The 257-nt window shown below is 49.0% G+C and carries 1 protein-coding gene; it reads right to left on the bottom strand.

Features of this window, described 5'->3' with window-relative positions:
- Positions 1–257 (bottom strand): TAXI family TRAP transporter solute-binding subunit (locus HBA93_RS22045; RefSeq protein ID WP_286202137.1); only part of this gene is annotated, 257 nt, incomplete at both ends.

Below are 257 nucleotides of genomic sequence, written 5' to 3' on the forward strand. Positions count from 1 at the left end.
GTTGACCAGATATGGTGCACCGATTTTTTCGATAATATCGGCAGGCACTTCTACCACATTGATTTCAACCGCATTGGCCAGATCGCGCAATGATGCAACACCGAGACCGGAGGATTGCAAAGTGGCATCCAGCTGGCGGTTTTTCATCAGTTCAACAGATTCTGCGAATGGCAGATATTCCACTTTGCCCAGATCGTCATAGGACAGGCCGGCGGCATGAAGAATGGTTTTCGCATTTAGCTCGGTACCGGATTTTG

The sequence above is a fragment of the Ochrobactrum sp. SFR4 genome, assembly GCF_019730395.1.
Classification (GTDB): domain Bacteria; phylum Pseudomonadota; class Alphaproteobacteria; order Rhizobiales; family Rhizobiaceae; genus Pseudochrobactrum.